General features: G+C 75.0%; 21 protein-coding genes. 7 read left to right on the top strand and 14 right to left on the bottom strand.

From position 1 onward, the window contains the following. Positions 1-28: 28 nt before the first annotated feature. The 9 genes from ABT129_RS14915 to ABT129_RS14875 form a co-directional block, all read right to left on the bottom strand. Positions 29-1303, bottom strand: a complete 1275-nt coding sequence (locus ABT129_RS14915) for an alpha-amylase family protein (protein ID WP_351900790.1) — start codon at positions 1301-1303, stop codon at positions 29-31. After that, the gene (locus ABT129_RS14910; protein ID WP_351900788.1) at positions 1300-2391 is read right to left on the bottom strand and encodes a glycosyltransferase family 4 protein; all 1092 of its coding nucleotides are present in this window, start codon (positions 2389-2391) and stop codon (positions 1300-1302) included. The genes ABT129_RS14915 and ABT129_RS14910 overlap by 4 nt, the downstream gene beginning before the upstream one ends. Beyond that, positions 2378-4024, bottom strand: a complete 1647-nt coding sequence (locus ABT129_RS14905; protein WP_351900786.1) for an ArnT family glycosyltransferase — start codon at positions 4022-4024, stop codon at positions 2378-2380. The genes ABT129_RS14910 and ABT129_RS14905 overlap by 14 nt, the downstream gene beginning before the upstream one ends. Beyond that, on the bottom strand, positions 4021-4887 hold the full coding sequence (locus tag ABT129_RS14900; protein WP_351900784.1) for a PIG-L deacetylase family protein: 867 nt from the start codon (positions 4885-4887) through the stop codon (positions 4021-4023). The genes ABT129_RS14905 and ABT129_RS14900 overlap by 4 nt, the downstream gene beginning before the upstream one ends. Beyond that, positions 4869-6695, bottom strand: a complete 1827-nt coding sequence (locus tag ABT129_RS14895) for a glycosyltransferase family 4 protein (protein WP_351900782.1) — start codon at positions 6693-6695, stop codon at positions 4869-4871. Before ABT129_RS14895 ends, ABT129_RS14900 begins: the two co-directional genes overlap by 19 nt. Then, positions 6692-8239: an MATE family efflux transporter gene (locus ABT129_RS14890; RefSeq protein ID WP_351900780.1), complete on the bottom strand. Its 1548-nt coding sequence runs from the start codon at positions 8237-8239 to the stop codon at positions 6692-6694. Before ABT129_RS14890 ends, ABT129_RS14895 begins: the two co-directional genes overlap by 4 nt. Then, positions 8236-9675: a glycosyltransferase family 4 protein gene (locus tag ABT129_RS14885; RefSeq protein WP_351900778.1), complete on the bottom strand. Its 1440-nt coding sequence runs from the start codon at positions 9673-9675 to the stop codon at positions 8236-8238. Before ABT129_RS14885 ends, ABT129_RS14890 begins: the two co-directional genes overlap by 4 nt. 5 nt (positions 9676-9680) lie before the next feature. After that, positions 9681-10430 carry a glycosyltransferase gene (locus tag ABT129_RS14880; protein ID WP_351900776.1) on the bottom strand — a complete coding sequence of 250 codons (750 nt, stop codon included), beginning with the start codon at positions 10428-10430 and terminating at the stop codon, positions 9681-9683. A 548-nt stretch (positions 10431-10978) separates the two neighbouring features. Continuing rightward, complete coding sequence (locus ABT129_RS14875) at positions 10979-11767, bottom strand: glycosyltransferase family 2 protein (RefSeq protein ID WP_351900774.1); 789 nt, start codon at positions 11765-11767, stop codon at positions 10979-10981. Positions 11768-12035: 268 nt separating this feature from the next. Between ABT129_RS14875 and ABT129_RS14870 the strand changes: the two genes are divergently transcribed. The 5 genes from ABT129_RS14870 to ABT129_RS14850 all read left to right on the top strand — a co-directional run bounded on the left by ABT129_RS14870 (position 12036) and on the right by ABT129_RS14850 (position 19341). Beyond that, positions 12036-13877 carry a glycoside hydrolase family 15 protein gene (locus ABT129_RS14870; protein ID WP_351900772.1) on the top strand — a complete coding sequence of 614 codons (1842 nt, stop codon included), beginning with the start codon at positions 12036-12038 and terminating at the stop codon, positions 13875-13877. 195 nt (positions 13878-14072) lie between these two features. Then, the gene (locus ABT129_RS14865; RefSeq protein WP_351900770.1) at positions 14073-15143 is read left to right on the top strand and encodes a phosphatase PAP2 family protein; all 1071 of its coding nucleotides are present in this window, start codon (positions 14073-14075) and stop codon (positions 15141-15143) included. A gap of 45 nt (positions 15144-15188) precedes the next feature. Then, positions 15189-17408 (top strand): NADP-dependent isocitrate dehydrogenase, encoded by a 2220-nt coding sequence (locus ABT129_RS14860; protein ID WP_351900768.1) that lies wholly within the window; start codon positions 15189-15191, stop codon positions 17406-17408. A 97-nt stretch (positions 17409-17505) separates the two neighbouring features. Then, positions 17506-17796: a hypothetical protein gene (locus ABT129_RS14855; RefSeq protein WP_351900766.1), complete on the top strand. Its 291-nt coding sequence runs from the start codon at positions 17506-17508 to the stop codon at positions 17794-17796. Between the two features lie 93 nt (positions 17797-17889). Beyond that, on the top strand, positions 17890-19341 hold the full coding sequence (locus ABT129_RS14850; RefSeq protein WP_351900764.1) for a sigma-70 family RNA polymerase sigma factor: 1452 nt from the start codon (positions 17890-17892) through the stop codon (positions 19339-19341). Between the two features lie 16 nt (positions 19342-19357). Here the strand turns inward: ABT129_RS14850 and ABT129_RS14845 are convergent, their stop codons facing one another. The 4 genes from ABT129_RS14845 to ABT129_RS14830 form a co-directional block, all read right to left on the bottom strand. After that, positions 19358-20239, bottom strand: coding sequence for a CAP domain-containing protein (locus tag ABT129_RS14845; protein ID WP_351900762.1), 882 nt, complete (start codon positions 20237-20239; stop codon positions 19358-19360). A 151-nt stretch (positions 20240-20390) separates the two neighbouring features. Beyond that, on the bottom strand, positions 20391-21263 hold the full coding sequence (locus tag ABT129_RS14840) for a universal stress protein (RefSeq protein ID WP_351900760.1): 873 nt from the start codon (positions 21261-21263) through the stop codon (positions 20391-20393). 163 nt (positions 21264-21426) lie between these two features. After that, complete coding sequence (locus ABT129_RS14835; RefSeq protein WP_351900758.1) at positions 21427-22872, bottom strand: acyl-CoA dehydrogenase family protein; 1446 nt, start codon at positions 22870-22872, stop codon at positions 21427-21429. A gap of 158 nt (positions 22873-23030) precedes the next feature. Further along, entirely contained in the window at positions 23031-23486 is a 456-nt protein-coding gene (locus ABT129_RS14830) for an RrF2 family transcriptional regulator (RefSeq protein ID WP_351900756.1), read from the bottom strand. A gap of 643 nt (positions 23487-24129) precedes the next feature. Here ABT129_RS14830 and ABT129_RS14825 point away from each other — a divergent pair. Next, the gene (locus ABT129_RS14825; protein ID WP_351900754.1) at positions 24130-24990 is read left to right on the top strand and encodes a glutathione S-transferase C-terminal domain-containing protein; all 861 of its coding nucleotides are present in this window, start codon (positions 24130-24132) and stop codon (positions 24988-24990) included. Between the two features lie 93 nt (positions 24991-25083). Here ABT129_RS14825 and ABT129_RS14820 read toward each other — a convergent pair whose 3' ends face one another. Continuing rightward, positions 25084-26121 carry an NAD-dependent epimerase/dehydratase family protein gene (locus ABT129_RS14820; protein ID WP_351900752.1) on the bottom strand — a complete coding sequence of 346 codons (1038 nt, stop codon included), beginning with the start codon at positions 26119-26121 and terminating at the stop codon, positions 25084-25086. Positions 26122-26262: 141 nt separating this feature from the next. On the opposite strand from ABT129_RS14820, the gene ABT129_RS14815 reads away from it, so the two are divergent. Next, on the top strand, positions 26263-26505 hold the full coding sequence (locus ABT129_RS14815; RefSeq protein ID WP_351900750.1) for a DUF5133 domain-containing protein: 243 nt from the start codon (positions 26263-26265) through the stop codon (positions 26503-26505). Positions 26506-26599 lie beyond the last annotated feature (94 nt).

The following is a 26599-nucleotide window of genomic DNA, read 5'->3' as shown; positions in this document are numbered from 1 at the left end:
CGTGACGGCGATCGGGCGTGACGCCTGATCAGGGGTGTCGGCGGATCGTCTCCGCGTACTCCGCGAGCGAGGAACCGGGCGTCCCGTCGTACAGGTTCCGGTCGAAGGCCCACAGCATGCCCTCCAGACCGCAGGACGCCATCTGACGGAACGCCCGCTCCGTCACCCCCGGGCCGTACGGGTGGACCTGCGGTCCCGCGCTCTCCCCGGTGAGCACGGTGAAGCCCTCGCTCCGGGCCACCGCCGCCACCCACCGCGGCGAGGACCACGCGCGCACCACCGCGTCGACCGGGGCCGCGACGTCCACCGCCGCGTCCCCGGGCGCGCAGCCGTTGTCACGGGGCCGGCCCGTCCCGTCCACCAGGGCCGTGGTGACGATCCGGACCGTCTCCCGGTGCTCGACCAGGCCGAGCGTCAGGAAGAAGCCCGCGCCCCGCCCGACGAGCCGGACCGACGGCCCCCCGACCAGACCGGTGCCGACGGCCGCCCGCAGGTCCGAGTGGTAGAAACCGGCCCCCGGCACCAGGACCTTGAGCACTCCCTCGTACCCGAGCGAGGTGTAGAGGCCGAGCTGCCAGTTCACCGCCCCGGCCAGCTCCCCGACGTACCAGTCGTACCAGTCGGCCACCTGCTCCCGGGTGAACGGCTCCCCGCGGTACGTGCTCTCGCCGGGCCGCCAGCCCGGGTAGGGGCTGCTCGCCTGGGCGTGCCGGTCGTACGCCCAGAACTCGCCCGGCCCGCCCTCCTCCGACACGGGCGCCGGGTAGGTGAACTCGCCGCTCTCGCTGACCCCGACCCGGATCGCCCAGAAGTTCTCCAGCCCCACCAGCCGGTCCACGGCCGCCACGTAGTCGGCGACCCGTTCGCGGACGGGCTCGCTGAACACCAGGTTCGGCGCGGCCGTGGACCTCTCGTCGAACTGGTTCACGAAGACCGAGTCCGGATCGGTCTCGGCGAGCCAGGGCGGCGGGTAGTTGAGGCCGATCCCCGCCTCGACCCGCAGCCCCGCGTCGCGGAAGACGCCGATCCGGTCCCGTACCTCGCGCGCGTACTCCTCGTCGTACCGGCCCCGTTCCGGCTCGAACCGGCCCCAGTCGAGCTCCAGGTGGGCCACCCGGACCCCGTGCCCGTACTCCGTCGCGGCCCGGTCCGGATCCGTCTGGAGCGTGCCGTACCAGTACGGCTCCGGGCCCGGCTCCTCCTGCCGGGGCACCGCGAACGCCCCCACGAGCAGCAGGAGCACCGCGAGCACCGCCAGCACGGCGGGCGCGCCCCGGCGTCCACGCCACCCCCGCGCCGTCATGGCAGCAACTCCCGGTAGAGCGCCGTGTATCGGGCCGCGAACCGCTCCGGACCGTAGTGGTCCTCGACCAGCGCCCGCCCCCGCTCGGCGAGCACGTCCCAGGACCGCGGCCGGTCCAGCAGCCACGCCAGCTGCTGCCCGGTGCGCCGGGCGTCGCCCGCCGGGGCCCGGAGCACCGCGTGACCGAAGTCCGCGAACTGGGGGAGGTCGCTGAGGATCGCGGGCCGCCCCGAGGCCAGCGCCTGGAGCACGGTGAACGGGACGGACGCCTTGGCGCCGAGCACGGCCGGCGCGAACAGCAGCACATGGGCCGAGGCGAGCAGGGCACGCATGTCCGCCACGTACCCGCGCACCTCGACGTCGGTGAGACCCGCCGCACCGGCCCGCTCCCGGAGCGCCTCGTCGAGCGTGGCCCGGTCCTGTCCGGGGCGGCCGCGCATCGCGAGCACCAGCCGGAACCTGGCCCCCTCCCGCAGGGCCTCCGCCGCCGCGTCGATCGCCGTCTCCGCCCCGCCGTGCGGATGGTGGTGCCCCGCGAAGAGGACCACCGGGAACCCCTCGGGGCGCGGCTGGTACGGCCACTCGTCGAGGGCGATCATGGGCGGGACGACCCGTACGTCCCCGAAGTCCGCGGCCCGCAGCCGCCGCGCCATCGACTCGGACAGGGCCACCGTCGTCCCCAGCGGACGGGCGCGCGCCAGGTCCCGGCCGTCCCTCACCCCGGCCACCGTGTGGAGGACCGGGCGGCCCCCGAGCAGCAGCGGCCGGAGCCACGAGTAGGCCGGGAATCCCCGGCCCACGGTCAGGAAGGCGTGGACGAGATCGACCCGGCGGGCGAACACGGCCCCGGCGAGGGCGGACTGCACCCTCCCCGTGACGTGGGGCGTCCCGGTGCCGGCGAAAACGCGGACGGGGCGCCCGCGCCCGCCCGTGGGCCGCCGCCACCCGTACCGCGGGGTGAACCAGACGAAGTCCACGTCGGGCAGGACGGCGAGGACGTCGGCGGCGAGCCGTACGTCACAGCCGTCCGCCCCGTCCAGCGGACCGCCGGTCAGGAGCAGGACGCGGGGACGCTCAGCGCGGGGCATCGCGGACCTCCGCGGCCGACGGTCCCGGCGCGGGAGCGAGCGGCCCGATCACACCGGAGCCGGGCACCAGGACCGGCGCCGGGGCGGGGCCGGAGGGCGGCGGCAGGCGGTAGAGGGCCAGCGTGCCGTACATGGGCCCGTCGAAGGCGAACACGGGCCGCAGACCGTCGGTCAGCCGCTCCACCTCGGCGAGCGAGAAGCGCCCGTACCCCTGCTCGATCACCCGCCAGGGCACGATCAGATAGGTCGCGTTCCGCTCCGGCCACTCCGCGGGCGTCACCCAGGGCCCCATCCGGTAGGAGTCGTCGAGCGTCCACTCGCTGACCCCCCGGGTCTGCTGCCCGTCGACCGTGACGATCCCGCTCCCCGCCGGCACGTGCGTGAGCAGGTACGTCCGCAGCCGCTCGAAGCCGTCGTCGGGCGTCCACCGGTCCCGGGCGTACACCGCGGCGGGCGTGGCGAGGACCGCCACGAGGACGCCGACCGCCATCAGGCGCCGGCCGCGCCGGTGCGGGGACGGCATCGGGAAGGTGACGGCCAGCGCCACCAGGTTCGGCACGAACAGCAGGTACAGGGCCTGCTCCTCCAGGGTTCCCAGGCTCACCGCGTACAGCAGGGTGAGGATCGCCGAGGCGTGGAAGAGCGCGAGCAGCCGGTACACCGGCTCCCTGCGGCGCAGCAGCAGCCACAGCGCCACCGGGGTCAGCGCGAGGAGCAGGTACGTGCCCGCGTAGCCCGAGAGCTCCGCCAGGATCCGGCCCGAGAGCGAGGGTGTGCCCTCGGCGTTGAAGCCGGTCTCCTGCACGAGTCCGAGGAGCCGCCGCACTCCCTGCGTCTTCGCCTCCCAGAAGGCCTCGAAGTGCCCGAAGACGGACACCAGGGCCACGTACACGGCGTACGACAGGACGGTGACCGCCGTCGTCAGGGCGAGCAGCCGCCGGGGCGGTCCCCAGCCCAGGAGCAGGGCGGCGAGCAGCGGCACCACGGTGATCAGGACGGCGTGGTCCTTGGTCAGGATCGCCAGACCCAGGAAGAGGCCGGCGAGCACCGCCCGGGCCCTCGGCCGCGCGGGCGGATCGGACCGGGCGAGCCCCACCAGGACCAGGTAGCCGGCGAGCACCCACATCATCGTCGCGGTCTCCAGGAGCACGCGGTCGTTCTGCCGGACGCAGTACTGGTCCAGGGCGAACAGCACCCCGGCGACCGCCCCCGCGCCGACCGAGCGCACCCGGGCGACGAGGAGGACGACGAGGGCCGCGGTCACACCGGCCAGGAGCACGTTGAGCACCCGGGCCGAGTGGACGCCCGCGATGACGTCCGTGTGCTCCCCGACCAGCTTCGCCCAGCCGGCCTCCAGGTAGAACAGGCCGGGCGGGTGGAGGAAGAACAGCCCCTCGTCGGTGCGGGGGAAGCCGCCTCCGGCGGCGCTGACCCCGAGCTTCCAGTAGATCGGCTCGTCGATGAACACGTCGCCGGCCCGGTCGATCCGCACCAGACGCAGCGTCACGGTGAGGAGCGCGGCCAGGGCCGCGCAGACCGCGAGGGGCGCCGGGCGGTACCTCCGGCGTGGGCGCGGCTCAGGCGCCTGCGGCTCGGGGGCGGGCGGCGCGTCGAGGGTGCGGGGGAGGGTCACGGCGTACCCCCGCGGGTCCGGACCCGGGCGCCGCGCGGACGCTCCGGCACCCGGGGTACGGCCTCGGTCTCCGGAACCAGGTACACCTCGGGGGCGCGCGGCACGCGGCCTCCGGGGAACAGGGCGTCGGCCTGCGTCCGGTACTCCCGGACCAGCTCGGCCTTCCGGTCCAGGCCGCGCTCCCAGGCGCGGGCCACCAGCCGGTGCCGACGGGTGAACCCCGCGTCGGCGGCGGCACGCTGGTTGTACGGGAAGTCGCTGTAGTACACGACCCGGCGCCCGCTCCGTTCGGCGGCGGTGCGGACCAGGACGTGGTCGGCGTGCCCGCCCACGCCCAGCGGCGCGAGCAGCACCCCGCCGGAACGCGCGGGCAGCAGCGCGTCCAGGGTCTCCCCGACCGCGCGCAGGGTGTCGGCGTCGTGCGCGGAGACCCGCCCCCGGGACAGGTGGAGCCGGTACGTCGGATACACATGGGCCAGTTCGGGCAGCAGCCGGGCGAGCCGCTCCGTACCCGGGCGGACCCGGGGCAGCCGCCGGAACAGCCCGTCGACCAGGCCGACATGGCGTGCGCCGACCTCCAGCAGTTCCAGGACCCGACGGTCCTCGGCCCGCCGTTCGGCGAACAGCTCCTCCGCGTCGCCGGCGTGGGTCTGCTTCAGGTACTGCCGTGCGGAGAGGGTGTACGGCGGCGGCGCGGCCTCCGTGAACAGGGTGGCGACCGTCACCGGGGCCCGGCGCCCCGCCCAGCCGAGCAGCCCGCCGCAGGACAGGACGGCGTCGTCCAGGTGCGGCGATAGCACGAGGACGGGGAGGCCGGAGCCGACGAGGGTCCGGACGAAGTCGGTCAGCGGGTCGTCAGCCATGACGCACCCCTCTTCTTCCTCGGCCGCCGTGCGGAGGCGGGCGTGTCCAGGAGCCGGTGGGCCAGGTTCAGATAGCGGCCCGTCATCTCGTCCCACGTGTAGTGCCGGGCGGCGTGCCCGGCCCGCCGCCCCAGGCGGCGGCGGAGCGCGGGGTCGGTGGCGAGCGCGGTCATCCGCTCCCCGAACGCCGCCGTGTCGAAGGGCGGCACGGCCACGTCCCCGCCGTCGCGCATCCACCGCAGGGCGGGCAGGTCGAAGTGGAGGACGGGCTTGCCGTACGTCATCCCTTCGAGGGCCACCAGACCGAAGGTCTCGTGGCGGGACGGCATCACCAGGAACGCGCTGTCGCGCAGGAGCCGCCGCTTGCGCTCCTCCCCGGCGTACCCCACCCAGTGGATCCGCGGCCGAGGCCCCGGCGCACGGGAGGCGACGAGGGCGGCGAGCCGGCGTTCCTCGGCGGGGGTGCCGGAGCCCGCCAGCACCAGGTCCATCGGCGGCGCGGCCCGCTCGTACGCGTCGAGCAGCAGGTCAAGGCCCTTGCCCCAGGTGTCGATCCGCCCCAGGAAGAGGATGAACCGACCGGCCCCGAGCGTGGTCTCGTCGAGGAGGTGCTGTTCGACCCCGTTGGAGATCACCTGCACCTCGGCGCGGGGGCTGAGCCGCCCGACCGCCGCGCCGTCGGCCGCGTTCATCACCACGAGGTGCCGGTAGCAGCGCAGCCCGAGCCGCTCCACCAGGAAGAAGGGGATGTGGTAGCGCCGCCACAGGGCCTCGGCGCTGCGCCCCTGGTCGATGCCGACGACGGGGGCGCCGGTCGTCAGGGGCAGGAAGCTCGTCGAGAACGGGGGAGTGAAGCTCTCCAGCCACAGGTCGTGCCGGATCCGGCCGGCCACGAACGGCAGCAGTGCGAGGAACAGCAGCTGCCCGGCGCGCGGACCGGCCCTGCAGACCGGGAGCCGGACGTACCGGATGCCGTCGCGCACCTCGCTGCCGCCGCTCCGGCCCGCCGTCACGACGGTCACCCGGAAGTCCTCGGAGAGCCGGCGGGCCACCTTGCCGATGACCAGGGCGCCGCCGCCCCGGTAGGCGGGGTTCTCCGCGTCGTCGTAGATGGAGACCACCACGTGCCGCCGGCCCGCGCCCCCGGGCTCCTCCCGTACCGCGCGGGCCCGTTCCCGCTCCCGCACCGTGCCGTGGATCCGTTCCAGGGCTTCCGCCGCCACCAGCGACGGTGCCCGCGCTCCGTCGAGCCGGGTGATCCGGGGCAGCCGTCGCGACCAGCTCCGGTAGCGGGCCGCCGTGACGGCCCGCGGACCGGCCGCCTCCGCCCGGCCCCGACGGGCGTCGGGCCCGCTCTCCACGAGCAGGGTCGAGCCGTAGCGGTCGGCGGTCCTGCGGAAGATCGACGCGGCGGCCGAACCGGCCGGCGGGTCGAACGTCACCAGGCCGTCCAGCGGCCCCCGGTCCGTCAGGACCACCGCCTGCCCGCCCCGCGCCCGCGCCAGCAGCCCGGCGGCCGCGACGCGGGCCGCGAGCTCGCCCGCGTCGAGGAAGGCGTGGGCCCGGCGCAGCCGCGCTTTCCGGCGCCCGCGATCCGTCGCGCGCCCGGCCCCCACGTCCCCGGCCTCTTCCCCGGCCGGCGGCGGAGCGGGGAACCGGCGGCACAGGAAGCAGCCGCCGCCGTGGAGGGGGACGACCGTGTGCCCGCGCTCGCGGAGCAGCGTCGTGAGCCGGCCGGCCAGCGAGGAGGTGGCGGCGCCCTCGGGTCCGGACACGGCGACGAGGAGCGGGCCTCGTGGAGTCGTCATGGCGTCCGCCTCCGCTGTCTCCCGGCCGGTGCGCCCCCGGCCGGTCCCGGCCGAGGGGGAGCGGGACTCCGGACGTCCGGGCCGGAGCTCGCGTCCGGGCCGGGGGGCGCCTCGGCGGCGTCCTCCCGGGGCTCGGGGACGGGGGAGCCGCGCCGGCCGAAGAACCGCCACAGCGCGACGACCGTCACGGTCAGCGCGACGGCGAACCAGACGTAGGTGTAGGGCCGGAGCAGCGCGAGGCCCGCGGCCAGCGCGAGCAGCGGCGGCACCACGCGGCCGAACGGCCGCTCCGCGACCCCGAATCCGTGCCGGCGGGCGTGCCGCACGGACAGCAGGGCCAGCGCGGTGACCGTCCCGCACAGCCCGCCGATCGCCATGCCCAGCACGCCCCCGACGGCCCAGCCGGTCGCCAGCCCGGCCGCGTACAGGGCGAGTCCGGCGAGGAGGGTCCGCCGGCATCCGTAGTCGTCCACCGCCTGGGCGAAGGTCACCAGCAGCGCGAGGGCGCCGAGCGCCAGACCCGCCGCCGCCGTACAGGCCAGGAGCGTGGCGACCATCGTGTACCCCGGCGGGAAGACCACGGCGAGCAGCGCGCCGGGCGTCGTCGCCACCACCACTGTCAGGGGCAGCGCCACGGTGAGGTACATCCGCAGGGCGCTCGCCGTCAGCGGATCACCCGCCCGCCGCCGCGACAGCGCGGGCAGGAAGGCGATCGAGACGGCCCCGGCGAGGAAGAGCGGGACCCGGCCGAGCATCACCGCGGCCTGGTAACTGGCCGCCTCCGCACGGTCGGTGGGGAGCATGGCGACGAGGACGATGTCCGTCGCGGCGAGCAGCGCCACGATGCCCTGGAGCGAGGCGACGCCGACCGCGCGCCGCCACAGCTCCCGGTCGGCGCCGACCGACCGCCACGGGCGGCGCGTACCGCCGCGGTACCGGCGCGGCAGGAAGAGGACGTACGGCAGGACGGCGATCGCGAAGGCCGCCAGGGCGCCCGTCGCGCCGAGACCGAGCTCCCGCACGAGGAACAGGCCCACACCGAACTTGAGGGCGGCCTCCACGGCGGTGAGGACCGCCAGGGTCCGCAGCCGCTCGCTGCCCTGGAGCCACCCGGGGGAGACCCGGGTGACGTAGATCGCCAGGGTGCCGCCGGCGATCACGAACGTCGTCACCGCGCCCGCGAACTCCATGGCCACACAGCCCACGGTGACGGCCGCGACGGTACCGCCCGCGATCGCCGTGACCACGGCGAAGCGGACCGCCTCGGCGCGCTCGGCATCCGAACCGGCCCGGGCCAGGGCCTGCGCGAGCATCCAGGGCACGGTGACCACGGCCACGGCGGCGGTGCACACGATGAGCCCCTGCCCGGCGGCGAACGTGGCGTACTCGGAGACGTCGAGGAGACGCGTGAGGATCAGCGTGTACGCGTAGTTCAGGGCGCCGACCACCACCACGGCGGTCCCGATCCAGCGCGCGCCGTGCACGGCCGTGACCTCGTCCTGGAGGACGGGCGGCCGCTCCACGAGCTGCTCGGCGGAGGTCACGGCCGCCGCCCGGGGGCGGAGCCGTCGCCCGGCTCCGCCGTACCCAGCAGGACGTCGTGGCCGCGCGCCAGGACGATGTCGGCCTCGGCGACGTCCAGTCGGCGCAGCGCGCTGAGCGCCCGCACCTCGTCGCAGCCGTGCAGCAGCAGCCGGAAGGCGTCGCCGCTGCGGTGCCAGATGTCGGTCTGCCGCAGCGAGTTCCGCACCGCGCGCTCGGTGGTGTCCGGGTCGGGGGAGGTGAAGCGGGTGACGACGGACAGGTCGGACGCCGAGCGGCGGGAGCGGCGGTGCCGGTGGATCCGCTGGAGGTCCTCGACGACGACCCGGGCGAGCCGTTCGGCGCTGGCGTCCCAGGAGAAGGCCGCGGCCCAGGTGCGGCAGCGGTCCGCGGCGAGCGCCCGCGCCGCCGGTGTGGACAGCGCGTCGAGGGCCGAGGCGATGCCGGTCGCCAGATCCGCGTCCGGGTCGAGGAGCCACCCGTTGACGCCCGGCCGGATCGCGTCCCGCAGCCCGGGCACGTCGAAGGCGAGGGCGGGGGTGCCCACGGCGTTCGCCTCGATGACCGCGAGCCCCCAGCCCTCGGCCACGGACGGCACGACCGTCAGCCACGCCTGGTGGAACAGCTCCTGGCGGCGCTCCTCGGAGACGTACCCGTGGAACACGACGGCGGACCCGATGCCCAGCCCGGCGGCGAGCTTCCGCAGCGCGTCGGCCTCCGGCCCGTCCCCGCAGAGGTCCACCCGCAGCTCCGGCAGGCGCCGCAGCAGCGCGGGAACGGCCCGCAGGATCAGGTCGACCCGCTTCTGCGGCACCAGCCGGCTGACCACGGTGAGCGCCGGGACGGCGGAACGGCGCCCGGCGGGGGCGGCCGGCGCGGAGCTCGGGCGCCCGTTCGGCACGATGTGGATCGGGTTGCCGAAGCCGAGTTCGCGCCGGGTGCCCTCACGGGTGGACGGCGACACGACCACCAGCGGCCGCCCCCGGTAGACGCGCCGGCTGGCCTGCTTCTCCAGGACCCGCCCCACGGCGTTCATCGGCCACCGGAACCGGGTGTCGAACTGGCGCTGGTGGACGTGGTGGATCACGCAGATGTCCGCGGTCCACCGGGGCGTGAAGAGCGGCGAGAAGAACGGGATCCCGTTCTGGAAGTCGACGACGGCGTCGTACCCGTGACGGTTGCGCAGCAGGTGCGCCGCGGCGGCCGCGTACACGCCGAAGGTGCCGCCGGCGCGCACGATCCTGATCCCGTCGCGGTACTCCCGGGCGCGCGAGCCGGGGTGGCGCGACGAGACGAGGGTGACGTGGGCTCCGGCCGCGACGAACCGCCGCGCGATCTCCCAGCAGTACGCCTCCGCCCCGCCCGCCTCGGGGTGGGTCGGGTCGCGCCAGTTGAGGAAGGCGAGGTCGGTTCGGGCGAGCCGGTCGAGAGCGGTCACGGAGATCACCGGGCCAGGGAGATGCGCAGGAGGTCGGCCATCGAGCGCAGTCCGTCGCGCCGAGCCGAGAAGGTCGAACCGGGAACGTCGTGCCAGACCACGGGCACCTCCACGACGTCCCGCCCGGCCCGCACCACACGGGCGAGCAGTTCGACGTCGAAGGCGAAGCCGTCGATGCGGCAGTCACGCACGATCGTGTGGGCGAGCGGACCGGAGAAGAACTTGAACCCGCACTGGGTGTCGGCGACTCCGGGCAGCGACAGGTGCGCCAGCGTACGGAAGAGCAGACCGCCGCCGCGCCGCAGCGCCGACTGCTCCACGTCCAGGTGTGCGCCGGGTGCGTGGCGCGAGGCGATGACGGCGCCGTGCCCGGCCCGGAGCAGCACCATCACCCGGTCCAGGGTCTCGACGGGCGTGGCGTTGTCGGCGTCGGCGAAGCCGATGAAGCGGGCCGAGGAGGTCTCGATGCCGCGCCGGACGGCCGCGCCCTTGCCCTGGTCGCTGCAGCCGATGGCGTGGACCGGGACCGGGGAGCCGGCGAAGCGCTCCAGGACGTCGAGGGTGCCGTCGGCGCTGTTGTTGTCGACCACGACGACCGCCGAGGACCAGGGCCGTCCGGCCAGGTAGTCGACCGTGGCGGCCACCGTCGAGGGCAGCCGGCGCTGCTCGTTGAAGGCCGGGATGAGCAGTTCCAGTTCCACCGGCGGTCGGACGAGCCGGCGGGGGAGCGGTGCGTGCGCGCGTGCGGCGGTCATCACGCCTCGCCTCCTCGGGGGAAGGCGCGGGGCGCGGGGCGCACGGGCGCGTGGGGGGTCGGTGCGGGGGTGGGTCGCGGCAGGGCCGCGGGGGCGCGGTGGGACCGGATCCTCCGCACCGGGCGTTCAGGACCGGCCGGTTCGGAGGATCCGGCCGGGCCCGCTGGGCCGCCGGAGCCGCGGCTGCGGCGGGCGGTGCGTGTGCGGCCGGCCCGGCCGCGCCGCCGTCGTGCGCCGCCGTGCGGCCTGCTCGACCGGCGCCGGGGCGGAGCGACGGCGGCCGTGATCCGGTCGGACGCCCGGCGGGCCGGGTGGGCGGCCGGGCGGTGGGCCGGGCGGTGGGGTGAACGGCGCCGGGCGTCGGCGAGGGGCCAGTCGGTCACCCGGCGCAGCGGATGCGCCACGGATGCCACCGGCGTTCGGCTGTGGGGGGTGGAGGTCACGATGAGCCTCTTCCGGCAACCGACCCTGCCGAGGATGTGCGCTCAGGGTCTACTTTGTCCTGAAATGATGCTTGTTCCAGCGCTATCACCCTTGCGGGTGCGGCGTCAAGCGGAGGGGTCGCGGGCGTCGCGCCGGGGGAACGGGCGGTGCGCGAGCCGGGACAGGGCGTTGTGGGGCCGTTCGTCGAGCAGGGTGCCGAGGATGCGGACTCCGTCACGGATCGTGCGGGGGTGCGACGGCCCGTGACGCCGGGGCAGTTCGAGGCTCGGCACCTCGGCGACGCGCAGCCCGTAGTGCAGCGCGTGGGTGACGAGCTCGGCCCCGAGTTCGACGCCGTCCTCGCGCAGGTCGAGCAGGTCCACGAAAGACCGGCGGAACGCGCAGAATCCGTACCAGAGGTCGGTCAGGTGCTGGCCGTAAATTTGTCGCGCGACCCGCAGAAGGGCGCGGTGCCCGAGCCGCCGCGAGAGTGGATAGTCGGCGAAATCGCCGCCCGCGATGAAACGCGAGCCCTTGACGAAGTCGTAACCGCTTTCCAGATAGTGGAGGTAATGCGGGATCTCGTGCGGCGACATGGTGCCGTCGGCGTTCATCAGCACGATCAGATCGCCGGTCGCGGCGAGCAGTCCCGCGTGCGGGATGTCGCCCCGGCCGGTGTCCCACGGGCCGAGCCCGCGCACGGTGAGCCCCGGGCGTTCCCGCCGGTCCCCGGCCGGCCCGCCGGTGAGGACCACCTCCCGCACGCTCGACGGCACTTGGTCGAGGAGCGGGTCGAGTGCGGGTCCGGGGTCGCCGCCGTCGGGGCGGACCGTCAGGACGAGACTCACCGTCCGCGTGCCGGGACCGGGCGCGTGGTCGGTCGACCGGCGCAGGGGGTGTGCGTCACTACTCATCCGTACGGCCTTCCGCGCGGCGGACCCGCGTTCTCCGAATGACCCGCGTTCTCCACGATCCTGCGCGGCGGAGATCCCGTCAAGAAAAGGGGAAGGGTATGCGAGACCCCGCGAAACGAAGCACCGGCCGAACTCGGAACGGGCCGACGATCGATCACCCGCGCACGGCCGAGCGGTGGCGCGTGAATTCCTGACGGGCTTTCGATCGGGCCCCGCCGAAACGACGGCCGATTCGGCAAGGGAATCCCGTAAGGCATACAATCCGGTCATGGCAGGGCGAATTGAGGACTACGCCCTCGTCGGTGACCTGGAGACGGCCGCGCTCGTGGGGACCGACGGGTCCGTCGACTGGTGGTGCGCGCCGCGCTTCGACTCGCCCGCCTGCCTCGCGGCCCTCCTCGGCGATCCGGGCCACGGCCGCTGGCTCCTGGCACCCGTGGGAAGGGCCCGTTGCACCCGCAGGGGTTACCGGGGCGACACGCTCGTCCTCGACACCGTCTGGGACTCCCTCGACGGCACCGTCAGGATCACCGACTTCATGCCCCCGCGCTCGCCGAGCGAGGACTCCCCGCGCATCGTCCGTGTGGTCGAGGGGATCGCCGGACGGGTCGACGTGCGGGGCGAGTTGAGGGTCCGCTTCCACCACGGCAGCATCGTGCCCTGGACCCGCTCGGTCGACCGCCGCACCGTCGCCTGGGTCGCCGGACCCGACGCCGCCTACCTCTCCTGCGGGCCCGGCGTCGAACCCGTCGTCACCCCGGACCGCGCCACCGTCGACTTCACCGTCACGGCGGGACGGCGCGTCGCGTTCGTCCTCGGCTGGCGCCCCTCGCACACTCCCGTGCCTCCCGCCGCCCCGCCCGCCGGGATCGACGCCGCCCTCACCCGTACCCTCGCCTTCTGGAACGACTGGTCCGCCTCGCTCCGGTACGAGGGACCCGCGCGCGAGGCCGTGATCCGCTCCCTGCTCACCCTCAAGGCCCTCACCTACGCCCCCACCGGCGGGGTCGTCGCCGCGGCGACCACCTCGCTCCCCGAGTCCATCGGCGGGGAGCGCAACTGGGACTACCGCTTCTGCTGGCTGCGCGACTCCACCTTCACCCTCTCCTGCCTGCTCCGCGGCGGCTACCGCCGCGAGGCGCTCGCCTGGAACGACTGGCTGGTCCGCGCCGTCGCGGGCGACCCCGCCGACCTCCAGCCGCTGTACGGGGTCGAGGGGCAGCGGCGCCTCCCCGAGCGGCACGCCGACTGGCTGCCCGGCTACGAGAACTCACGCCCCGTCAGGTTCGGCAACGCGGCCGTCGGCCAGTTCCAGCTCGACATCTACGGCGAGGTGCTCAGCACCGTCTACTCGGCCGTCCGGGCCGGGGTCGCCCTGGACGCCACGGCCTGGGCCCTGGTCGCCTCGCTCCTGGAGTACCTCGGCAAACGCTGGCAGGAACCGGACGAGGGCATCTGGGAGGTCAGGGGCCCGCGCCGCCACTTCGTCCACTCCAAGGTCATGGCCTGGGTCGCCGCCGACCGGGCGGTCCGCCTGGCCCGGGTCGCCGGTCTCCGCGGCTCCCTCCGCCACTGGCAGGCCCTGCGCCGCGAGATGCGGGCGGAGGTCTGCGCCCAGGGGTGGAGCGAGGAACAGCAGTCGTTCACCCAGTACTACGGCGGCCACGAGGTCGACGCGACCGCCCTGCTGATCCCCCGGCTCGGATTCCTGCCCGCCCACGATCCCCGGGTGCTCGGCACCGTGCGGGCGATGGCACGGCTCGACGACCACGGCTTCCTGCGCCGCTACGGCGACGTCCGGTACGGCGGCACCCATGGACTCGACGACCTCGGCGGCACCGAGGGGACCTTCCTCGCCTGCACGTTCTGGTACGCCGACGCGCTCGCCCTGACCGGCCGCCGCGACGAGGCCAGGGCCGTCTTCGAGCGGGTCCTCGCCGTCCGCAACGACGTCGGACTCCTCGCCGAGGAGTGGGACCCGGTGGCCGGCCGCCAGCTCGGGAACATGCCCCAGGCCCTCAGCCACGTGGCCCTGGTGAACACGGCCTTCACGCTGTACGGGACGCGCCGCCGCGACCGTACGCCTCCGAGGCCCGCGGCGGTGGCCTGAGCCCGACGGCTTCGGGCGCGGCGGCCGCACGCCCCACCGCTTCGAGCGCGGCGGCCGCACGCCCGACGGCGTCGGCCACGGCGGCACACGCCGGTGGGCGGCCTCGCGGGGCACGGACGCCGTCCGCGGTTCCTCGGCGTGTCGTTCGGGTGCGTCCAGCGGGCGAGGTGGGCGCACCTGGGTTCGAATCGGGGCATGGCTTCCTACGACAGGCCTCGCGCGGGCGGCCCCCCGAGGCCGCTGCAGTCCGGTGACACCTGGTGGTACGCCGCCGTGGCGGGCGAGGCCGCGGGATCGTTCAGCACCCGCGTCCGCACCCGGACCCGGCGCGCCTGCCTCGGGGCCGTCCTCCTGCTCACGGTCGTCTACGCGGGCCTCGTGCTCACCGCGACCGGCCGCCGCTGGGGCGACGCCGCCATGACCGGCCGGCGGGCCGACTCCGCCGCCGTCACCGTCCTCCGCGAGCACCCGTCGCTCGCCGGGTTCACCACCCTCTCCCTGGTCCTCGGCTGCGTCCTCCTCGTCGCCGTCGGCCTGATACGCAAGCGGTACGCCCTCACCGGCTTCGCCGCCGGCGCGGTCGTCACCGCCCTCGCCCTCACCGGACTGCTCCAGCGGTACGCGCCGCGCCCCCGCCTCCTGGACACCGTCGGGCTCGCGACGAGCGGCTTCCCCAGCGTCCAGACCACCCTCGCCCTGGGCGTCGCCCTCGGCCTGGTCCTCGTCGTCCCGTACCGGCTCCGGGGCCTCGTCGTCGGCGCCGCCGTTCTCTGGGCCGCCGCCGTCGGCGCGTACACGATCGCGGCCGGGCAGCACCGGCCCGGCGACGTCATCGCCGCCGCCCTGGTGGTCCTGGCCGTCCACTGCGGCCTCCTCGCCCTCCTCGCCCGCAGGGGCAAGGTGCGCCCCGGAGCCCGGCGCGGGCCCGCCCCGACCGGCCTCCCGGCGATCGTGCCCCTCGTCCTGGTGGCCGCCGCCGGGCTTGGCGCGGGCCTCTGGCTCCTCGGCGACACCCTCGCCCTGCCCGCCACCGCCCCGTACGACCCGGCCGAGCTCCGGCTCGCCCACCGCTGCGGCCAGGCCCTCGCCGCGGGTGTGGTCGCCGCCGCGGGGCTCGTCCCGCTCGCTCTGCTGCGCCGCGTCGACGTGGACGGTGCCCCCGCCCCGTACCGGCTCGGCGGACCTTTCGTCGAAGCCGCCGGGGTGCCCCGGGACGACGAGGTCGTGGGGCCCTTTACGGAGGACCTCGATCACGAGATATCTTGATGTCGAGCAATCTCGCATACGCAGACGTGGAGCTGGAGAACCCTGGTGACTGACTCGACCATCATCTACACCCACACTGACGAGGCGCCCGCCCTGGCGACGTACTCGTTCCTGCCCGTGATCCAGGCGTATGCCTCGCAGGCCGGCGTCACGGTCGAGACGCGGGACATCTCCCTCGCGGGCCGCATCATCGCCGTCTTCCCCGAGTTCCTGGAGGAGGGCCAGCGCATCGCCGACGCCCTCTCCGAGCTCGGTGACCTGGCCAAGACGCCCGGCGCCAACATCATCAAGCTGCCGAACGTCTCGGCGTCCATCCCGCAGCTCAAGGCCGCGGTCGCCGAGCTCCAGGCGCAGGGCTACGCCCTCCCGGACTACCCGGACGACCCGAAGACGGACCAGGACAAGGACGTCCGCGCCCGCTACGACAAGATCAAGGGCTCGGCCGTCAACCCGGTCCTGCGCGAGGGCAACTCCGACCGCCGCGCGCCCGGCTCGGTCAAGAACTACGCCAAGGCCCACCCGCACCGCATGGGCGCCTGGACCCCCGAGTCCAAGACGAACGTCGCCACCATGGGCGAGAACGACTTCGCCTCCACGGAGAAGTCCGTCGTCGTCACCGCGGACGACACCCTGCGCTTCGAGTTCACCGCCGCCGACGGCACCACCAGCGAGCTCCGCGAGCCGCTGAAGGTCATCGCCGGCGAGGTCGTCGACGCCGCCGTCATGCGCGCCGCCGCCCTCCGCACCTTCCTGAGCGAGCAGGTCGCCCGGGCCAAGGCCGAGGACGTGCTCTTCTCCGTGCACCTCAAGGCCACGATGATGAAGGTCTCCGACCCGATCGTCTTCGGCCACGTCGTGCGCGCCTTCTTCCCGCAGACCTTCGCCACGTACGGCGAGACGCTGGCCGCCGCCGGCCTCTCCCCGAACGACGGCCTCGGCGGCGTCCTGAAGGGTGTGGAGTCCCTCCCCCAGGGCGCCGAGATCAAGGCCTCCTTCGAGGCCGAGCTCGCCGCGGGCCCCGCCCTGGCGATGGTCGACTCCGACAAGGGCATCACCAACCTGCACGTGCCGTCCGACGTCATCGTCGACGCCTCGATGCCGGCCATGATCCGCACCTCCGGCCACATGTGGGGCCCGGACGGCCAGGAGGCCGACACCCTCGCGGTCCTCCCGGACCACAGCTACTCCGGCGTGTACCAGGTCGTCATCGACGACTGCCGCGCCAACGGCGCCTTCGACCCGTCGACCATGGGCTCCGTGCCCAACGTCGGCCTCATGGCGCAGAAGGCCGAGGAGTACGGCTCCCACGACAAGACCTTCGAGATCGCGCAGGCCGGCACCGTCCGCCTCGTCGACTCCGAGGGCAACGTCGTCCTGGAGCAGGAGGTCGCCGAGGGCGACATCTTCCGCGCCTGCCAGACCAAGGACCTGCCCATCCAGGACTGGGTCAAGCTCGCCGTCACCCGCGCCCGCGCCACCGGCGCCCCGGCCGTCTTCTGGCTGGACGAGAACCGCGCGCACGACGCCCGCCTGATCGCCAAGGTCGGCGAGTACCTCGCGCAGCACGACACCGAGGGCCTGGACATCAGGATCCTGTCCCCCGTCGAAGCGACGAAGTTCTCCCTGGAGCGCATCCGCCGCGGCGAGGACACCATCTCCGTCACCGGCAACGTCCTCCGCGACTACCTGACCGACCTCTTCCCCATCCTGGAGCTGGGCACCAGCGCCAAGATGCTCTCGGTCGTCCCGCTGATGGCGGGCGGCGGCCTCTTCGAGACCGGCGCCGGCGGCTCCGCCCCGAAGCACGTCCAGCAGCTCGTCAAGGAGAACTACCTCCGCTGGGACAGCCTCGGCGAGTTCTTCGCCCTGGCCGCCAGCTTCGAGCACCTCGCGACCTCCACGGGCAACTCCCGTGCCCAGGTCCTCGCCGACACCCTCGACCGCGCCACCGGCACCTTCCTCAACGAGGACAAGTCGCCGACCCGTCGCCTCGGTGGTATCGACAACCGCGGCAGCCACTTCTACCTGGCCCTGTACTGGGCCCAGGAGCTGGCCGCCCAGACCGAGGACGCCGAGCTGGCCAAGGCCTTCGCGCCGCTGGCCGAGACCCTCGCGGCCAACGAGCAGAAGATCGTCGACGAGCTCGTCGCCGTCCAGGGCTCCCCGGCCGAGATCGGTGGCTACTACCAGCCCGACCCGGCCAAGGCCGCGGCCGTGATGCGCCCGTCCGCCACGTTCAACGAGGCCGTCGCGTCCCTCGCCTGACCCGGTACGCGCCCCGCGTACCGCCCCGGCCGGAACTCCTCCGGCCGGGGCGGTCCCGTCGGTGGCGCATCCGCCGTTCGGGTGTGAACCTGGATGGATGAGCTGGGCATCTTGGACGACCGCCGGTGTCTACACCGGGCGAGGTGGGGTGCTGACCGTCGAGGCAGGCGTCGTCACGGGCGATGTGACCGTGCACACGACCTGGACCGAGACCGAGGCACGCGTGGCCGTGCAGTACAGCGGCGCATCCGACTGGTTCACCATGTCGGGCAGTCCCGTTCCGTGCGCGTCGGAGGGAGAGAGCCGCGATCTGCACGACGCCGTCGTGCAGGCCGTCCGGGAGGGCCACGGGGCCACGGTCCCGACGCTCCCCGTACCACCCGTGTAGCTTCCCGTACCACCCGTGTAAAAGTGTTATCCCTCCCGAGCCCGTGGGTCTCCGAACGACGGGGGACTCGTACCAGGGATGAGGGAGCGATCCATGCACAGCGACGAGCGCCGCACCACCGCACTGGTGGAGGCGGCCAGGGCCGGTGACGCGCAGGCCAGGGACACACTGGTACGCGCGTACCTGCCCCTCGTCCACAACATCGTCGGCCGCGCCCTCGACGGGCACGCCGACACGGACGACATCGTCCAGGAGACGATGGTCCGCGCCCTCGACGGCCTGACCGGCCTCCGCGACCCGGCCCGCTTCAGGTCCTGGCTCGTCGCCATCGCCATGAACGGGATACGCCGCCGCTGGCGCGAGCGCCAGCAGGCACCCGTGCCCGGCCTCGACCGCGCGATGGAGCTCGCCGACCCGGCCGGGGACTTCACCGAGGTCACCATCCTCCGCCTCGGCCTCTCGGGGCAGCGCCGCGACGTGGCCCGCGCCACCCGGTGGCTCGACGAGGACGACCGCGAACTCCTCGCCCTGTGGTGGCTGGAGGCCGCCGGCGAGCTGACCCGCGCCGAACTCGTCGAAGGCCTCGACGGGATAACCCCGCAGCACGCCGCCGTCCGCATCCAGCGGATGAAGGAACGCCTCGAAACCGGCCGGACCGTCGTCCGCGCCCTCGACGCCGTACCCCGGTGCCCCGGGCTCGCCGAGACCGTCACCACCTGGGACGGCCGCCCCTCCCCGCTCTGGCGCAAGCGCGTCGCCCGGCACCTGCGGAGCTGCGCCGCCTGCACCGCCCGTGTGACCGGCCGCAGCGGCCTCACCCCCGTCGAGGGACTGCTCGTCGGCCTCGGCCTCGTCCCCCCGCTCGCGCTCGCGTTCACGGACGGCCCCACCCCGGAACCCGTCGCCCTGGAGACCGTCTCCCGGTGGACACCGCTCCGCCGCGCCGGCGTCGCCGGAGCCGCGGCCGTCGTCGTCCTCGGAGCGGTCGCCCTTCTCGTACCCCAGGAGCCACGCGCGCGCCTGGCTCCCGCCGCCCCGGTCGCCGCACCCCCGGCGCCCTCCCCCCGGACCACGACACCGCCCGCCCCGGCGGTCACCACCACCACCCCCGCGCCGACGACCCCGCCGCCCACACCGCGCCGCACCACCCGTCCCGCGCCCACCGCCGAGGAGCGGGTGACCGGACTCGTCAACCGGCTCCGGGCGTCGGCGGGCTGCGCCCCGCTGCGCATCGATCCCCGCCTCACCGAGGCGGCCCGGGGATACGCCCGGGACATGGCCGCGCGCGGCTACTACGGACACGCCAGCCCCGAGGGCGAGGCCGCGGACTCACGGATCACCGCCGCCGGATACGACTGGAGCGCCTGGGCCGAGAACCTGGACCGCGGTGCGAACGACCCCGCGACCGTCGTCGACGACTGGACGGACGGCGCGGGGCACGAGCAGAACATGCTCGACTGCCGGTACCGGGACACCGGCGTGGCGTCGGCGCCCGGCCCCGACGGCAGGGTCTGGGTGCAGAAGCTGGCCGCCCCCGCACCCTGACGTCAGCGGCCGGTGCTCAGCGCCTCACCCCGAAGTTCTGCACCCACCAGGGGCCGTTGGCGGTGAGGGTCACCCCGACGCCGATGTCCTCGAAGGAACAGTTGAGGATGTTCGCCCGGTGGCCGGGACTCCCCATCCAGCCCTCCATGACGCCGGCCGGGGTCTTCGGCCCCCGGTGGATGTTCTCCCCCCAGGTGCTCCAGTCGTACCCGGCGCCGCTCATCCGGTCGCCCGCGTCCCGGCCCTCCGGGTCGGCGTGCTCGTAGTAGTCCCGCGCGGCCATGTCGTCGGCGTGCCCCTGGGCGGCCGTCCGCAGACGGCCCTCGGCACGCAGCGGGCCGCAACCGGCCTTCTCGCGCTCGGCGTTGGCCAGGGCGACGACCTCCCGCACGAACCGCGCCGCCTTCCCCGCCGGGGCCACGGCCGCGGAGGCCACGCCCCGCCGCTCGGACTCCGCCTTCGGCCCCGGCCCGGTCCGCCCGGCACCGGGGGAGGGCGTGGCCGCGTCGGCGGGGACCGACGGCCGCGGGGAGCCCGGCCCGGCCTCCGCGACGACGGGAACCACGGTGCCCGGGGGGCCCGGCGCCGTCATCCGTACGGTCTCCGGCACGCTGGACACGGCTCCGGCGGTGGCGGAGTCCCACGAGGCCACGTACATCCCGGTGGCCACCGTCAGCACGGCGGCCGCGGCTCCGGCGACGGTGACGGCGGTACGGAAGGAGGGGCGGGGCGACCGGCGTCGTCGGCGTGCCCCGCCGTCCCTGCGGTGCCGGCCGGCCGTACGCGGAGGAGGGTCCTCCTCGCGTACGGTCTCCGCCGCGAGGTCCCGCGGGGAACCGTCGGGGTGTGAGATGGGTCCGGGGTCGTCGGGGTGACCGGAACGGTCGTGGTGCCGCATGGAACTCCGCTCTCTCGCCGTGGTCGCCGGACGGTCCGGCGCTGGAGAGAGCCACCGGGGCGACGGCGGTAACACTGTCCGGCCCCGACCGCCCCGACACTCCTCGTCAACGCGACGCGTCAACCTGACGCGTCAACCACAAGAGACCCTGTCAGCCCTGCGGGACGACCGCCACCGGACAGGGCGCCAGATGGAGCGCCGCGTGCGCCACGGAACCGATCCTGGACCCGAGGGCGCCCCGCCCGGCCCGCCGGCCGACGACCAGGAGCTGCGCGGCCCCCGAGGAGGAGAGCAGCACCTGCCCGGCGCTGCCCAGCTCGACGTGCTCGGTGACCGGCACGTCCGGGTAGCGCTCACGCCAGGGCGCGAGGGCCTCGCGCAGCGCCTTCTCCTCGTACGGGACGAGCCCGCCGGCCTCGTCGGCGAGCCGCATCGAGGCCGGGCTGTACGCGTACAGGGGCGGCAGGCTCCACGCGCGCACGGCCCGCACCGAGGCCCCGCGCGCCGCGGCCGTCGCGAAGGCGAAGCCCAGGGCGGCGGCGCTGTCCTCCGGGTCGCCGAGCTGCCCCACGAGCACGTGCCCGGTGGGCGGTTCGGCCGGTTCGCCGTCGCGGGACCGGACGGCCACCACCGGGCGGGTGGCGCCGGCGATGACCTGCTGGCCGTACGAGCCGAGCAGGAAGCCCGTCACGGCCCCGTGGCCCCGCGAGCCGATGACGAGCATCTCGGCCCGCTCCCCGGTCCCGAGCAGCGCCGCGACGGGCGTGTCGCGGAGCACCTCGGCCGTCAGGGCGAGCTCCGGGTAGCGGTCGGCGAGCGCGGTCTCCGCCTCGCGCAGGACCGCGTCCGCGACGCGCTCCTGCGTCTCCCGGTCCTGGACCAGGGGGAGGTCGATCGGTTCCCAGCGCCAGGCGTGCGCGAGCCGTAGCGGGAGCCCCCGGTGGAGGGCCTCGCGGGCGGCCCAGTCGGCCGCGGCGAGACTCTCCGGGGAGCCGTCCACTCCTGCGACGATCTCACGACTCATCAGGCTGCCTCCACGGGTGCGGTGTCGGGCCCGCCGGTCGGCAGGGCCGTTCTCCTCCCAGCTTGGGCCCATCGGCGGCCCGACGGGAGGGCCGGACGGCCCGACATGCCGGTCCGTCCGTCCCTTCGCCGCCTTCCCCGGGTTCCGGGGGCGACGCGTCCCGTCAGGCCAGCAGGGTGAGGCGGGGGTGGGTGCCGTTGAGGTAGTGGTCCCCGATGTCGCGGAGCCGGTGGGCCGCCTGGGTGGGGGCGGTGAGCGCGCGGGCGTTGCGCCAGAAGCGGTCGAAGCCGGGCCCGCCGCCCCGGACGTCGGCGCCCGCGGTGCCGTCGACCAGTTCGAGGATCCGGGTGGTGATGTGCACGGCCGCGCGACCGGTGACCGTCTCGGCCGCCGCCACCAGGACGGCGATGTCGGCCCGTTCCTCCACGCCGAGCGACCAGCCGGCCAGCAGACCGTGGGTCAGGGCGTCCGTCGCCCGCTCGACCACCGCGGCGGCGGCGTGGGCGGCCGTCGCCAGTTCCCCGTAGGCGAGGAGGAGGTACGGGTCGTCCCCGGTGCCGACCGGAGCGGAGCCGTCCGAGGCCGAGGGGCCCCCGACGTGACCGCCCGCGCCCGGCCCCGCCTGGTCGGCGCGGCTGATGTCCCGGGCCTCGGCGAGCGCCCCCTCGGCGATGCCGAGCCCGACCTGGACCAGGAGCAGCCGCAGGGCGAGCGGGGCGAGGGTGGTGAACGGCGCGACGGCGTGCTCGTCGTGCGGGAGGACACCGAGGACGTCCTCGGGCGCCACGGGGACCCGGTCGAACGTGACGGTGCCCGCGCCGGCGAGCCGCTGCCCCACCCGCTCCGTACCGCCGTCGGTGAACACCCCGGACCCGGCCGGGTCCACGAGCACGACGAGGAGGTCGCCCGTGCCGCCGGGGCGCGCCGCGACCACGAACCGGTCGGCGACGGTCACGGCGGAGGCGAAGGCGCGGCGCCCGTCGAGGAACCAGCCGCCGCCCGAGTCGGCGGGGGTGAGGGTCAGACCGGGTTCGGTCTCGTTGCGCGGCGGTTCGATGCCGCCGGCGAGCAGCCAGCGCTCCTCGGCCGTACGGGCGTCGAGCTCGGGTGCGGGCGGGTGCGAGGCGCCGGAGGTGCGCGAGGTGGCGGAGGTGCGTGCGGCGCCGGTCGGCTGCGCGGGGCCCGCGTCCCGCAGCGGGCCGAAGAAGCGGCTGCTCCAGGACAGCGCGTAGTGGTGGGCGAGGAGTTCGCCCACCGAGCTGTCGGCCGCCGAGATCTCCCGTACGACCGCACACGCGGCCCGCCAGTCGGCGCCCCGCCGGTTCGGTCCCGGTGCGGTGAGGAGGGCCGGGAGCCCGGCCTCCTGGAGCCGGGCGACCTCGTCGAACGGCGCCTTGCCGGCCCGGTCCCTGGTGAGGGCGTCGACGGCGAGGTCGTCGGCGAGTTCGCGGGTGACGCGGGGCCAGATCTCGTCGTCCGCGGGCCGGTCGACCAGGCGGTCGACCAGCAGGTCGGCCGGGCGTGCGCCCGCTCCGGAGGGGGGTCGGCCCGACGGTGCGGAGGCGGTGCGTATCGCTGGTCTCTTCGGCGATTTCCTCGGCGTACTCACGTCACCTCACATGATCCCTAGTATTCCCACTGGAATAGTAGGGATAGTGGCAGAGGTGGTCGCCCCGCCCCAAGGGGCGTCCGAAAGCTGGACAAGCTCGTCTTGATCAGTGAGACGCGGTCAAGTCTCCGCAGGTCGCGCGTGGTTGACCCCGCCGGTCAGGGGTTGGTCCACGCCTCCGGGTCGTCCGCGAGGTCGACGATTCCGGCCGGCAGCCGGGCCGCCGCCACCTCCGCGAGCGACACCCCGAGCACCTCGCGGACGCCGGCCCGGAGCGCGATCCACAGCGTGAGCAGCGACTCGGCGGGGCCGGTGTACGACAGGTCCGGCGGCCGCTCGCCGCGCACGGAGACCAAGGGGCCGTCCACGCACCGGATGACGTCCGCGACCGAGATCGACTCCGCCGGCCGGGCCAGCCAGTAGCCCCCGTTCCCGCCGCGCTGGCTCTGCACCAGACCGCCCTTGCGCATGTCGCCCAGGATGCCTTCGAGGAACTTGTGCGAGATGCCCTGGCCCTCGGCGATGGCCTCGGCCTTCAGCGGCCCCGAGTCCCGGGCGGCGGCGAGCTGGAGGGCGGCACGCACCGCGTAGTCGGCCCTGGCTGAAATGCGCATGCGCGCATTATTCCGCACACGGGTGACGGGAACCGCGCCCCTGCCGGGCGAGCCGCGTCCCCGGGGAGGTGACCCGCGACGCCGGGAAGGTGACCCGCGACGCCGGGGAGGTGACCCGCGCCCCCGGGAAGGAGGCCCGTGGCCGGGAAGGTGGCCCGTGTCCGCGGGAAGGTGGCTCGTGAGCCCGGAAAGGTGACCCGTACCGCACCCTTGACGCCGCCCTTGGGCGGTCGGACACTCAGGAACGAGGAAACCGAGCGAACAGGTAGGGAACCATGGGACGCAGCGGTCGGCGGAACACCTCACTCGCCGCACCCCTCCCGCGCTCCCTGCCCCTCACCTCCCGCCGCCACATCGATCTGCTGCGGGTCTGCAGCGCCGCGTAGCCGCCCGGCCGAGCGTCCCGCCCGCCGGGACGCCCGGCCGCCACGGCGCCCGCCCGTCGAGGAGCCCGCCCGTCGGGACGATCGTCCGTCCAGACCCCCTCCCGACCCTCGTGGCGCCCCGTCGGGCCCCGCCCGTCTCCTCTTCCCGTACCTCTGCTGCCTCCGGGCCCCGCGCGGCCGGTGCCGCCGTCGCGCCGTCGCGACCGGCGCGCCGCGCGCCGCCCCGACCCAGCACCGAGCACCTTCAAGGGAGAAGCATGTCCGTCGTCCCGTCCTCGCTGCTGCCCGCCTCCGCCGTGCCCGCCTTCCGGGGCCGGATCGGTCGCGACGTGCACAGCGGCCACTACGCCGTGCCCCACCGCTACCGCCTCCACGTCGCCCCGTACGACCCCGACTGTCTGGGCATCGTCCTCACCCACAGCCTCCTCGGACTCGACGACACGCTCCCGCTCACCGTGCTGCCCGAGACCCCCGACACGCCCGACGGCGGGTACACCGCCCTGCGCCCGCTGTACGAGGCGAGCGCCCACCTCTACGACGGCCCGGCCGCCGCGCCCGTCCTGAGCGACAGCTGGACCGGACGGATCGTCAGCACCCACGTCCCCGACATCATCCGGGACCTCGCGCTGCGCTTCCGGGGCGAAGGACCCGAGCTGCTGCCCGAGGAGCACCGGGGCGAGATCGAGGCGATCGCCGACCTCTGCGAGCGGAGCGTCAACCGGGCGGCCCAGCACGCCGGCGAGCTCGGACTCGACGGCGAGGCGGCCCACCACGATCCGCTCGCCGTCCTCTTCGCGGCACTCGGCTCCCTGGAGCGCAGGCTCGCCGCCGACCCGTACGTGCTCGGCGACGCGCCGACCGCCGCCGACGTCCACGTCTGGGTCACCCTGGTCCAGCTCGACACCGTCCACCGCTGGCACCTGGACGCCGCCGCCATGGACCGGGTCGCCGGATACCCGGCCCTGTGGGCCTACGCCCGACGCCTCGCCGCGCGCCCCGAGTTCGCCCGCCACCTCGACATCGAGGCCTTCCTGCGACGCCACCGCGCCCACTGCCGGGGCCGCGAGGCGGCCGGCGGGGCGATCCGCCTGGTCGACTGGTCCGGCACGGCACGCTGACGGGGGTGGGGGAGGCCGGCCACGGCCCCGCGCGCGTGCTCGCGTGCGGGGCCGTGGCCGGACCGAGTCCGTGCCCCGGGCGGTTCGACGCGGTCAGCCGATGCGGTGTCCCACCAGGGGGCCCGTGTCGTCGCCCGCGCCCGTGCGGACCCCGCGCAGGAACTCCTCCAGGGCGTCGAGCGAACTCCTCGACGGCTCCCACTCCAGCTCGCGCCGCGCCCGCTCCGTGGCGAGGAGCGGCATGTGCCGCAGGGCGTCGAAGAGACCGGGGGAGGCCGAGGCGAGCCGCAGGCGCCAGGCCGCCGACAGGGCGCCCCGCACCGCACCCGCTGGGACCCGGACCGGCCGGGCGTTCAGGAGCTCGCCCAGGGTCGCCCCGTCGATCACCGGCTCGGCGGCCAGGTTGAACGGGCCCCGCACGTCCCGCAGCAGCACCCGCCGGTAGGCGTCGGCGGCGTCCTCGGTGTGCAGGACCTGGAAGCGGAGCCCCTCGAACTCCGGGAGCATCGGCAGCAGATCGGGCCGTATCAGCGATCCGGGGAAGAAACGGCCCGCGAAGATCCGCCGCTGCCCGCTCGCCGACTCCTCCTTGAAGAGGAACGCCGGACGCATCCGGACCACCCTGATCAGCGGATGGTCCCGCTCGAAGGTGTCGAGGACCCGCTCCAGGTAGGCCTTCTCGCGGGTGTACGCGGCACCCGGCCAGCCATGGGTCGGCCACGCCTCGGACACCGGCGCCCCGCCCTCCGGGCCGGGGGAGTACGCCCCCACCGAGGAGGCGTGGACGAGCACCGGCACCCGGGCCGCCGCGACCGCGTCGAAGACGCGCACGGCCCCCAGGACGTTGGTCCGCCAGGTCGCCACCGGGTCGTGGGTCGGCCCGAACCGCCAGGCGAGGTGGACGACCGCGTCCGCGTCCGCGAGGTACCGCGCGAGTCTCGGTTCGTCCCGCTCCAGGGAGATGTCCACCTCGGCCCACTCCACCCCCGGGAGTTCGAGTCCCGGCCGCCGCCGGGCGAGACCCAGGACCGAGCCGACGCGCGGCTCGCTCGACAGGAGCCGTACCAGACTGGTGCCCACGTTGCCGGTGGCGCCGGTGACGACCACCCGCGGAACAGCGCTCGGGTTCATGTCTTCGACCCTCCTGCATCGCGGGCGGAAGCGCACTCCGGGACGCTTCTCTGCCCAGAGTCGTCACACAGCGTGTCCGTGTCGGTCGCGGGCGTGGCCGTCGACCGGGAGTATGGAGCGACTCAGGAGAAGGAGGACACCATGCTGCTGCCCGACAGGAACACGGTCGAACGGCTGCTCCGGCACTACCGCGCCCAGGAGCGGGCCGTGCTGGCCAGGCCGTGCGACCTGTCGGCGCGCCGGCGCTTCGAGGACACGGCGTACACGCTGTGCGTCCTGATGGGAGAGCGCACCGCTCCCCGGGCCGTCCACGCCGCCGAACTCTACGTGGCCGGAACCGGCCCCGCGCCCCGGCCGACCCTGGAAGGCCTGCCCGGGGCCTGACCGCGAGAACCGATCGGTACCCCCAGGGCCGAGCGGGTCGGGCGGCCGACCGGGATCCACGGGTCGATCAGGATGTGAGAAGCGTCGCCGACCG

The organism is Streptomyces sp. NPDC002057, from assembly GCF_040296665.1.
Classification (GTDB): Bacteria; Actinomycetota; Actinomycetes; order Streptomycetales; family Streptomycetaceae; genus Streptomyces.
Note: the sequence above shows the minus strand (reverse complement) of the source record. Positions and strands in the feature narration are given on the sequence as shown.

Coding starts and splice junctions, on each gene's coding strand:
- ABT129_RS14840 (WP_351900760.1), bottom strand. CDS start 21,263: ATGAGTCGTGAGATCGTCGCAGGAGTGGACGGCTCCCCGGAGAGTCTC.
- ABT129_RS14825 (WP_351900754.1), top strand. CDS start 24,130: ATGTCCGTCGTCCCGTCCTCGCTGCTGCCCGCCTCCGCCGTGCCCGCC.
- ABT129_RS14830 (WP_351900756.1), bottom strand. CDS start 23,486: ATGCGCATTTCAGCCAGGGCCGACTACGCGGTGCGTGCCGCCCTCCAG.
- ABT129_RS14910 (WP_351900788.1), bottom strand. CDS start 2,391: ATGCCCCGCGCTGAGCGTCCCCGCGTCCTGCTCCTGACCGGCGGTCCG.
- ABT129_RS14850 (WP_351900764.1), top strand. CDS start 17,890: ATGCACAGCGACGAGCGCCGCACCACCGCACTGGTGGAGGCGGCCAGG.
- ABT129_RS14845 (WP_351900762.1), bottom strand. CDS start 20,239: ATGCGGCACCACGACCGTTCCGGTCACCCCGACGACCCCGGACCCATC.
- ABT129_RS14855 (WP_351900766.1), top strand. CDS start 17,506: ATGAGCTGGGCATCTTGGACGACCGCCGGTGTCTACACCGGGCGAGGT.
- ABT129_RS14895 (WP_351900782.1), bottom strand. CDS start 6,695: ATGACGACTCCACGAGGCCCGCTCCTCGTCGCCGTGTCCGGACCCGAG.
- ABT129_RS14865 (WP_351900770.1), top strand. CDS start 14,073: ATGGCTTCCTACGACAGGCCTCGCGCGGGCGGCCCCCCGAGGCCGCTG.
- ABT129_RS14820 (WP_351900752.1), bottom strand. CDS start 26,121: ATGAACCCGAGCGCTGTTCCGCGGGTGGTCGTCACCGGCGCCACCGGC.
- ABT129_RS14815 (WP_351900750.1), top strand. CDS start 26,263: ATGCTGCTGCCCGACAGGAACACGGTCGAACGGCTGCTCCGGCACTAC.
- ABT129_RS14915 (WP_351900790.1), bottom strand. CDS start 1,303: ATGACGGCGCGGGGGTGGCGTGGACGCCGGGGCGCGCCCGCCGTGCTG.
- ABT129_RS14880 (WP_351900776.1), bottom strand. CDS start 10,430: ATGACCGCCGCACGCGCGCACGCACCGCTCCCCCGCCGGCTCGTCCGA.
- ABT129_RS14900 (WP_351900784.1), bottom strand. CDS start 4,887: ATGGCTGACGACCCGCTGACCGACTTCGTCCGGACCCTCGTCGGCTCC.
- ABT129_RS14870 (WP_351900772.1), top strand. CDS start 12,036: ATGGCAGGGCGAATTGAGGACTACGCCCTCGTCGGTGACCTGGAGACG.
- ABT129_RS14875 (WP_351900774.1), bottom strand. CDS start 11,767: ATGAGTAGTGACGCACACCCCCTGCGCCGGTCGACCGACCACGCGCCC.